Source organism: Bacillus pseudomycoides DSM 12442 (assembly GCF_000161455.1).
Lineage (GTDB): Bacteria > Bacillota > Bacilli > Bacillales > Bacillaceae_G > Bacillus_A > Bacillus_A pseudomycoides.
Genome location: NZ_CM000745.1, coordinates 4,529,965 through 4,537,385, shown reverse-complemented (window position 1 = coordinate 4,537,385; position 7,421 = coordinate 4,529,965). Strand labels below are relative to the sequence as shown.

The following is a 7,421-nucleotide window of genomic DNA, read 5'->3' as shown; positions in this document are numbered from 1 at the left end:
AAGCAAAGGCAGCCGCATTGGCAAAACAAAAAGCAACAGAAGGCGGAGCGCCATCTAACGATGAAAAGGCAAAGGCAATTGCAGTGGCGAAAGCAAAGGCGGCAGCTGCTGCCAAGGCAAAAGGTGCTGCGGGTAAGAAGGAAGAAGAGCCGGGGCAGGAAGAAACATCACCGAATCAGCCATATTTAGATGCTTATGTAAAGATTATTAAGGAGAAGACAGGCGAACATTCATTAGTAGATTACTATATTAATAAACTTTCAAAAGATGTACCAACGCTTGTTGTTGAGCCGAAGAATTACTATGAAGTGATGGAATTATTAAAGTGTCATGAAGGACTTGCCTTTGATTATATGTCGGAGTTACATGCGACGGATTTCGTTACACATATGGAAGTGTATGTCCATTTGTTTTCATATGGAAAGCGTCAATCTGTAGCAGTGAAGGTGAAGGTAGATAGGGAGGCGCCGCGGGTAGCATCGATTGCGCCGCTATGGCACGGGGCGAACTGGCCAGAGCGAGAAGCGTATGATTTGCTTGGTGTTGTCTTTGAAGGTCATCCCAATTTAACGCGTATTTTAATGCCAGATGATTGGGCGGGTTATCCGCTTCGAAAAGATTATGAGCCTTTGGATGTGGAGGTGTAGCATTATGATCCGTACAGAAGAAATGCTTTTAAATGTAGGACCGCAGCACCCGAGTACGCACGGTGTATTTAGGCTTGTTATTAAAATTGATGGGGAAATTATTAAGGAGGCTACACCTGTCATTGGGTATTTACACCGTGGAACAGAGAAAATCGCAGAGAGCTTGCAGTATACACAAATTATTCCTTATACAGATCGAATGGACTATTTATCAGCGATGACGAATAACTATGTGATTTGTCACGCTGTTGAGACAATGATGGGCCTTGAAATTCCAGAGCGTGCAGAATATTTGCGAGTACTTGCAATGGAGCTTGGCCGCGTTGCGAGTCACCTCGTTTGGTGGGGAACAAACCTTCTTGATATTGGAGCGGTTAGTCCGTTTCTATATGCATTCCGGGAGAGGGAGATGATTATTAATCTCTTAAATGAACTCTGTGGTGCGCGGCTAACGTTTAATTACATGCGAGTGGGCGGTGTAAAATGGGATGCTCCAGATGGCTGGATCCGAAAGGTCCGTGAGTTTGTTCCATATATGAGGGAGCAATTGAAAGGCTATCACGACCTTGTGAGCGGAAACGAAATTTTCTTGAATCGTGTGAAGGGCGTTGGAATATATAGCGCGGAAGATGCGCTTTCTTATTCGCTTAGCGGGGCAAATTTACGCTGCACAGGTGTGAAGTGGGATCTTCGCAAGGATGAACCGTACTCTATTTATGATCGCTTTGATTTTGATATTCCGGTAGGAAACGTGGGGGATGCTTGGGATCGTTACGTTTGTCGGATGGAGGAGATTGAGGAGTCTCTCAAAATTATTGAGCAGGCGGCTGAGCAATTCCCATCAGAAGGGCCAGTGTTGGCGAAAGTGCCGAAAATTATTAAGGCACCAAAGGGCGAGGTATTTGTCCGGATCGAGTCGCCGCGCGGAGAAATTGGCTGTTATATTGCTAGTGAAGGAAAGAAAGAGCCGTATCGCTTAAAGTTCCGCAGGCCATCTTTCTACAACCTTCAAATTTTACCGAAGCTTTTGAAGGGCGAAAATATCGCGAACTTAATTACGATTTTAGGTGGCGTTGATATTGTGCTTGGGGAGGTTGATGGGTGATGATAGAGCGGCTCTTAGAGTCATCGGCAAGCTGGACAAATTTTTTCATCTTTTTTGGGTTAGCGGTGCTTCTTTTATTTGCTGTCCTTGGATTTGTTACATATGGGATTTTAGCAGAGCGAAAAGTGATGGGATTTATGCAAGGGCGGATTGGTCCGAACCAGGTCGGCGGCAGATTCGGTTTACTGCAAACAGTTGCTGACGTTTTAAAGCTTTTATTAAAAGAAGATAGCATTCCGAAAGCCGCAGATAAGCCGCTGTTTATATTGGCACCTGTTATTGCATTTGCACCAGCTTTTATGGTGCTTGCAGTCATTCCATTTACGGATAAATTTCAGTTTGCAGATATTGGAGTCGGGCTTCTTTACTATATTGCTGTATCAGGGATTACAACGATTGGTGTTGTGACCGGGGGATGGGCATCAAACAATAAATATTCACTTTTAGGCGGGATGCGTGCGGCAGCGCAAATGATTTCCTATGAAATTCCACTTGTAATGAGCGTCATTGGTGTTGTCTTATTAGCTGGCAGTCTGAATTTAAATGAAATTGTAGCGGCGCAGGAGAAGGTTTGGTACATTTTCGCACAGCCAATCGGTTTTGTAATTTTCTTAATCGCAGCGGTTGCAGAGTTGAACCGGACGCCGTTTGACTTACCAGAGGCGGAATCGGAACTTGTTTCTGGATATCATACAGAGTATTCGGGGTTTCGCTGGGCATTCTTTATGCTTTCTGAATATGTATACTTCTTTGGAATGGCTTCGCTCATTACGGTGCTCTTCCTAGGAGGATGGAATCCAGTTATGTTCCTTGGTTTTATTCCTGGAGCTGTATGGTTTGCCTTAAAGTTTAGCTCGGTGGTCTTTCTCTTAATTTGGTTCCGCGTTACGTTTCCACGTATCAGGGGCGATCAATTAATGGAGTTTGGCTGGAAGGTATTATTGCCAATCGCACTTGCGAACATTTTCTTAACGGCATTGATTAAGGAGTTGTTCTTCTAATCCATGAGGGGGGTGCCACTAAGATATGAAAGGACTATTTAAAGGATTAAAGTATACGCTTAGCAACTTAAGTAAGAAAAAAGTAACGTACGATTATCCCAATCAACCATTGCCACTACCAGATCGCTTTCGAGGGATTCAAAAATTTTATCCAGAAAAGTGTATTGTTTGTAACCAATGTGCCAACATCTGCCCAACCGACTGTATTCAACTAACAGGGAAGAAGCATCCGGATCCGGCGAAAAAAGGAAAAATCATTGATACGTACGATATTAACTTTGAAATTTGTATTCTGTGCGATTTATGTACAGAGGTTTGTCCAACAGAGGCAATCGTTATGACAAACAATTTTGAGCTAGCGGAGTATACGCGTGATGATTTGTTTAAAAATTTGCAGTGGCTAGATGAAAATGATGAGAACGTCAGAAAGGAGAATAAAGCATGAACGGCGAGTTGATAGCGTTTTTTTTACTATCCTTAACGGCAATTATCGGTGGTATTCTTATGCTGAACTTAACGAAAGTCATGCATATGATGCTCGCTCTTGTGTTTACGTTTCTTAGCATTGCGGGATTGTATTTTCTATTATCGGCAGAGTTTGTTGGAGTAGCGCAAATCTTAATTTATTCCGGGGCGATTACGATTATTATGATTTTTGGCATTATGTTAACGAAACATGACGCTGAAAATGAATCTAGTTTTAGTTTTCGTAAATGGCTCATTTTCTTCGCAGTAGTAGTGTTTGGCGGGGTGATGTATTTCGCTGTTAATAATATAGATTTTACAAATCGAAGTGTACAAGGAAGTGTACCACTTCATGAACAAAACACACTTCAAATTGGTACACTCTTATATTCGAAATATGTCATTCCATTTGAATTAACGTCGGTTATTTTACTTGTTGCACTTGTTGGGGCAATTGTACTTGCGAAGAAGGATGAGAAAGAGGGGGATTCCAATGAGTAGTGTTCCAACTTCCGCCTACTTAGCTCTTGCCATTATTCTGTTTTGCATTGGTTTATTCGGGGCTTTAACAAAGCGGAATACGGTCATTGTTTTAGTTTGTATTGAACTGATGTTAAATGCGGCGAATTTAAACCTAGTCGCCTTTAGTAAATTAGGTTTTTTTCCGAACTTAACAGGACAAATCTTTTCACTGTTTACGATGTCTGTTGCCGCAGCTGAAGCAGCAGTTGGACTTGCAATATTAATTGCGTTATATCGTAAACATGCAACAGTTAACGTAGATGAAATGGATTCGCTTAAGGGTTAGCATTGTGACCGAAAAGGGGGAAGGAAACAATGATCGATTATGCATGGCTCATACCGCTTTTCCCACTTACCTCGTTTTTTTTGCTCGTTATGTTTGGGGAAAAATTGAGAGAAGGAAGCAGCTTACTTGGTATCTTTCTCACATTTCTTTCCTTTGTGGGTGCGGCGACTGTATTAATAGAACGGTTTTCATCAGAAACAGTAAAGCATCAGTGGTTATGGCTCCGAATTGGTGATGTGGATCTTTCGTTTGGTTTTGAGATTAACGCATTAAATGCTTTGATGCTTTTTATTGTGACACTCGTTAGCTTCCTTGTACATGTGTATTCAAAAGGGTATATGCATGGTGATGAGAGGTTGCCCGTATTTTATGCGTATTTAGGGCTCTTTACATTTGCGATGCTCGGGCTTGTTATCTCGACGAATTTACTACAGCTTTATATATTTTGGGAATTAGTTGGACTTGGCTCGTTTTTACTAATTGGTTTCTATTTCTTTAAAGAGGAAGCGAAGGCTGCTGCGAAAAAAGCATTTATTATGACGCGTATTGGAGATGTAGGTTTATTTATCGGGATGATTTTACTCTTCTGGCAGGCTGGTAGCTTTGAATATGAAGTAATCTTTAAAGCGATGAAAATGGGAGACATATCACCTACTATGATAACGCTCACGGCAATCTTGATCTTTATTGGTGCCATGGGGAAATCAGGTCAGTTTCCGCTTCATACGTGGCTACCGGATGCGATGGAAGGGCCAACGCCTGTATCTGCGCTCATTCACGCGGCAACGATGGTTGCAGCAGGTGTGTACTTAGTGGCAACGATGTTTCCGCTATTCTCTGCAAGTCCTGCAGCGATGCAAACAGTCGCGGTTGTTGGCGCCTTTACTGCAATCTTTGCTGCGTCCATTGGCCTCGTACAAACGGATATAAAAAGAGTCCTCGCATATTCAACAGTGAGCCAGCTCGGCTATATGATGCTCGCGCTTGGCTCGGCAGGATACGTTGCTGGAGTCTTTCATTTAACGACACATGCTTTCTTTAAAGCATTGCTTTTCTTAGCGGCAGGAAGCGTCATTCATGCGGTGCATACGCAAAACATTAATGAAATGGGCGGATTGCAGAAGAAAATGAAAGTGACGGGGCTACTCTTCTTAATCGGCACGCTAGCAATTAGTGGTGTCCCGCTCTTCTCAGGTTTTTTTAGTAAGGATGAAATTTTGGCGGCGACGTGGATGCACGGCAATTATGTTTTGTTTGTCCTTGCGGTTCTCGCAGCATTTTTAACGGCGTTTTACATGTTCCGGTTATACTTTCTCGTTTTTACAGGAGAGGCGAAGAAAGAAGAGGATGTGCATGAATCTCCGCGCGTCATGACATTTCCGATGATTGTCCTTGGTATTCTTGCAGTTTTGGCAGGGTATATCAATACGCCTTGGTTTGGCACGTTTCTTGGGGACTGGCTTACAAAGAATGTCCCGTTCCAAGTAGAGCAAAGTCATGGTCCGGTGTGGATTATGATTGTTGCGACACTCGTTTCGTTTGCGGGCATTCTCGCGGCATATCTTATCTATGGGAAACGATCTATTTCTAGAGATCGGGATGGCGGAAAAGAAACAGTCCTATATAGCCACCTTAAGGAAAAATATTATGTAGATGAACTGTATAGTGTGACTGTGCTCCCGCTCGTAAAAGGAATCGCTTATGTGCTTCACTTATGTGAGGTCTATATTGTGGAAGGAATCGCCCAGTTAATCAGAGGTATTGTGAGAGGGGCAAGCATTGTTGGTTCTAAACTTCAAAACGGAAACGTACAAGTATACGGAACCGCAGTGGCTGTTTCCGTGGCGACATTAGTTGTCATTCTGTTATATACGGGGGGGTATTGGCAATGAATGCATTATTATTATCATTCTTCATTTTCTCCCCGCTTCTAGGGATTCTCTTACTTACGTTAACACCGAAAACGGAAGTGCGTGCAGTGCGAGTCCTCGGTTTGTTCGGAACAATTCTTCCGCTTGGCATCGCGATTGTTCTGGCTAGTACATATGCTTCCGGAAAGAGCTTAACGATGTTTGCTGAAAAGGTGAAATGGATTCAATTCGGACATTTTCCGGGCGTAGATGAAAAGTTGTTTTCTATTTACTATGAGCTTGGTATCGATGGCTTTTCGCTTGTGATGATGATACTCACGGCGCTTTTAGCAACACTTGCGGCGATTACTGCCTTTTCCATTCAAAAAAATATAAAAGGTTTTTACATGCTTTTGTTAACACTTGAAATTGGGATGCTCGGTGTCTTTGCAGCAGAAAATTTACTTCTATTCTTTGTCTTCTTTGAAATTACATTACCACCGATGTTTTTGCTTATTGGAAAGTGGGGGAAATTGAACAGTGAAAAAGCTGCCTATAGTTATTTGATTTATAACGGAATTGGATCAGCGATTTTACTCATTGTTTTCTCTATCCTCTTTGCAAAAACGGGTACAACAAATATTGCAGATTTAAAAGATATTTTGACTGGGGTGGACACGGCGCTTCTGGGCGATATTTCAAGTTCATTGCAGCTCGGTTTATTCATTGCACTTATGATAGCCTTTGCTATTAAGCTACCGGTATTCCCTTTGCATCGCTGGATGGTGAATGTGCATGTCGAGGCCCATCCTGCTGCGGTGATGCTCCATGCGGGTGTTCTGCTCAAGATTGGAGCATACGGCATCGTTCGCTTTGGGAAGGGGCTATTCCCGGAGCAGTTTCAAGACTTTGCGATGCTACTGGCGATTTTAGGGGTAATCAACTTGCTATACGGTGCTTTTCTAGCGATCATTCAAACAGATTTTCGAAAGGTACTCGCTTATTCCAGTATTTCGCATATGGGAATCGTTTTAATGGGACTTGGGGCACTGAATGCAGCCGGTATGAAGGGAGCGCTATTTCAAGTCGTATCTCACGGTTTAATTGCAGCGCTACTATTTTGCTTGCTCGGCATGATTGAGGGGCGTTTTGGCACGTCTGACATTACGAAGCTTGGTGGCCTCGCAAAACAAGTTCCTGTGTTAAGTGGTTTCTTATTAGCAGGAAGCATGGCTTCGCTTGGCCTTCCGGGCATGTCTGGGTTTGTTAGTGAGTTTCTTGCATTCCTCGGACTATTTCAAGGGAAGCCAATGCTCGCGGCGATCGGTGCGCTTGGCATCATTTTAACAGCGGTATATGTCCTAAGGGCTACGCTTCAAGTGACATTTGGAAAGAAGGAATTGGCAGCGAGGCCGGATGTCCGCGGCTGGGAATACGTTCCGATTGTGCTCTTGCTCACTTGTATTCTTGCAATTGGTATTATGCCAGAACTGTTAGGGACGCCGCTGCAATACACAGTGAAAATATTGGGGGTGAGGTAGGATG

At 43.1% G+C, this 7,421-nt stretch carries 8 protein-coding genes; all 8 read left to right on the top strand.

Annotation, left to right across the window (positions count from 1 at the left end):
* The coding region (locus BPMYX0001_RS23085; protein WP_244268551.1) for an NADH-quinone oxidoreductase subunit C at nt 1-647 on the top strand (647 nt) is incomplete at its 5' end.
* Between the two features lie 4 nt (nt 648-651).
* Nucleotides 652-1,752 carry an NADH-quinone oxidoreductase subunit NuoD gene (gene nuoD / locus BPMYX0001_RS23080; RefSeq protein WP_003209223.1) on the top strand — a complete coding sequence of 367 codons (1,101 nt, stop codon included), beginning with the start codon at nt 652-654 and terminating at the stop codon, nt 1,750-1,752.
* Nucleotides 1,752-2,753, top strand: coding sequence for an NADH-quinone oxidoreductase subunit NuoH (gene nuoH / locus BPMYX0001_RS23075; RefSeq protein WP_033799258.1), 1,002 nt, complete (start codon nt 1,752-1,754; stop codon nt 2,751-2,753). Before nuoD ends, nuoH begins: the two co-directional genes overlap by 1 nt.
* A gap of 25 nt (nt 2,754-2,778) precedes the next feature.
* On the top strand, nt 2,779-3,198 hold the full coding sequence (nuoI, locus tag BPMYX0001_RS23070) for an NADH-quinone oxidoreductase subunit NuoI (RefSeq protein ID WP_003202066.1): 420 nt from the start codon (nt 2,779-2,781) through the stop codon (nt 3,196-3,198).
* Complete coding sequence (locus BPMYX0001_RS23065) at nt 3,195-3,719, top strand: NADH-quinone oxidoreductase subunit J (RefSeq protein WP_016112671.1); 525 nt, start codon at nt 3,195-3,197, stop codon at nt 3,717-3,719. Before nuoI ends, BPMYX0001_RS23065 begins: the two co-directional genes overlap by 4 nt.
* Entirely contained in the window at nt 3,712-4,026 is a 315-nt protein-coding gene (gene nuoK, locus BPMYX0001_RS23060; RefSeq protein ID WP_018764934.1) for an NADH-quinone oxidoreductase subunit NuoK, read from the top strand. Before BPMYX0001_RS23065 ends, nuoK begins: the two co-directional genes overlap by 8 nt.
* Before the next feature lie 29 nt (nt 4,027-4,055).
* Nucleotides 4,056-5,918 (top strand): NADH-quinone oxidoreductase subunit L, encoded by a 1,863-nt coding sequence (nuoL, locus tag BPMYX0001_RS23055; protein WP_006096646.1) that lies wholly within the window; start codon nt 4,056-4,058, stop codon nt 5,916-5,918.
* Nucleotides 5,915-7,417, top strand: a complete 1,503-nt coding sequence (locus BPMYX0001_RS23050; RefSeq protein WP_033799257.1) for an NADH-quinone oxidoreductase subunit M — start codon at nt 5,915-5,917, stop codon at nt 7,415-7,417. Before nuoL ends, BPMYX0001_RS23050 begins: the two co-directional genes overlap by 4 nt.
* Nucleotides 7,418-7,421: the final 4 nt, after the last annotated feature.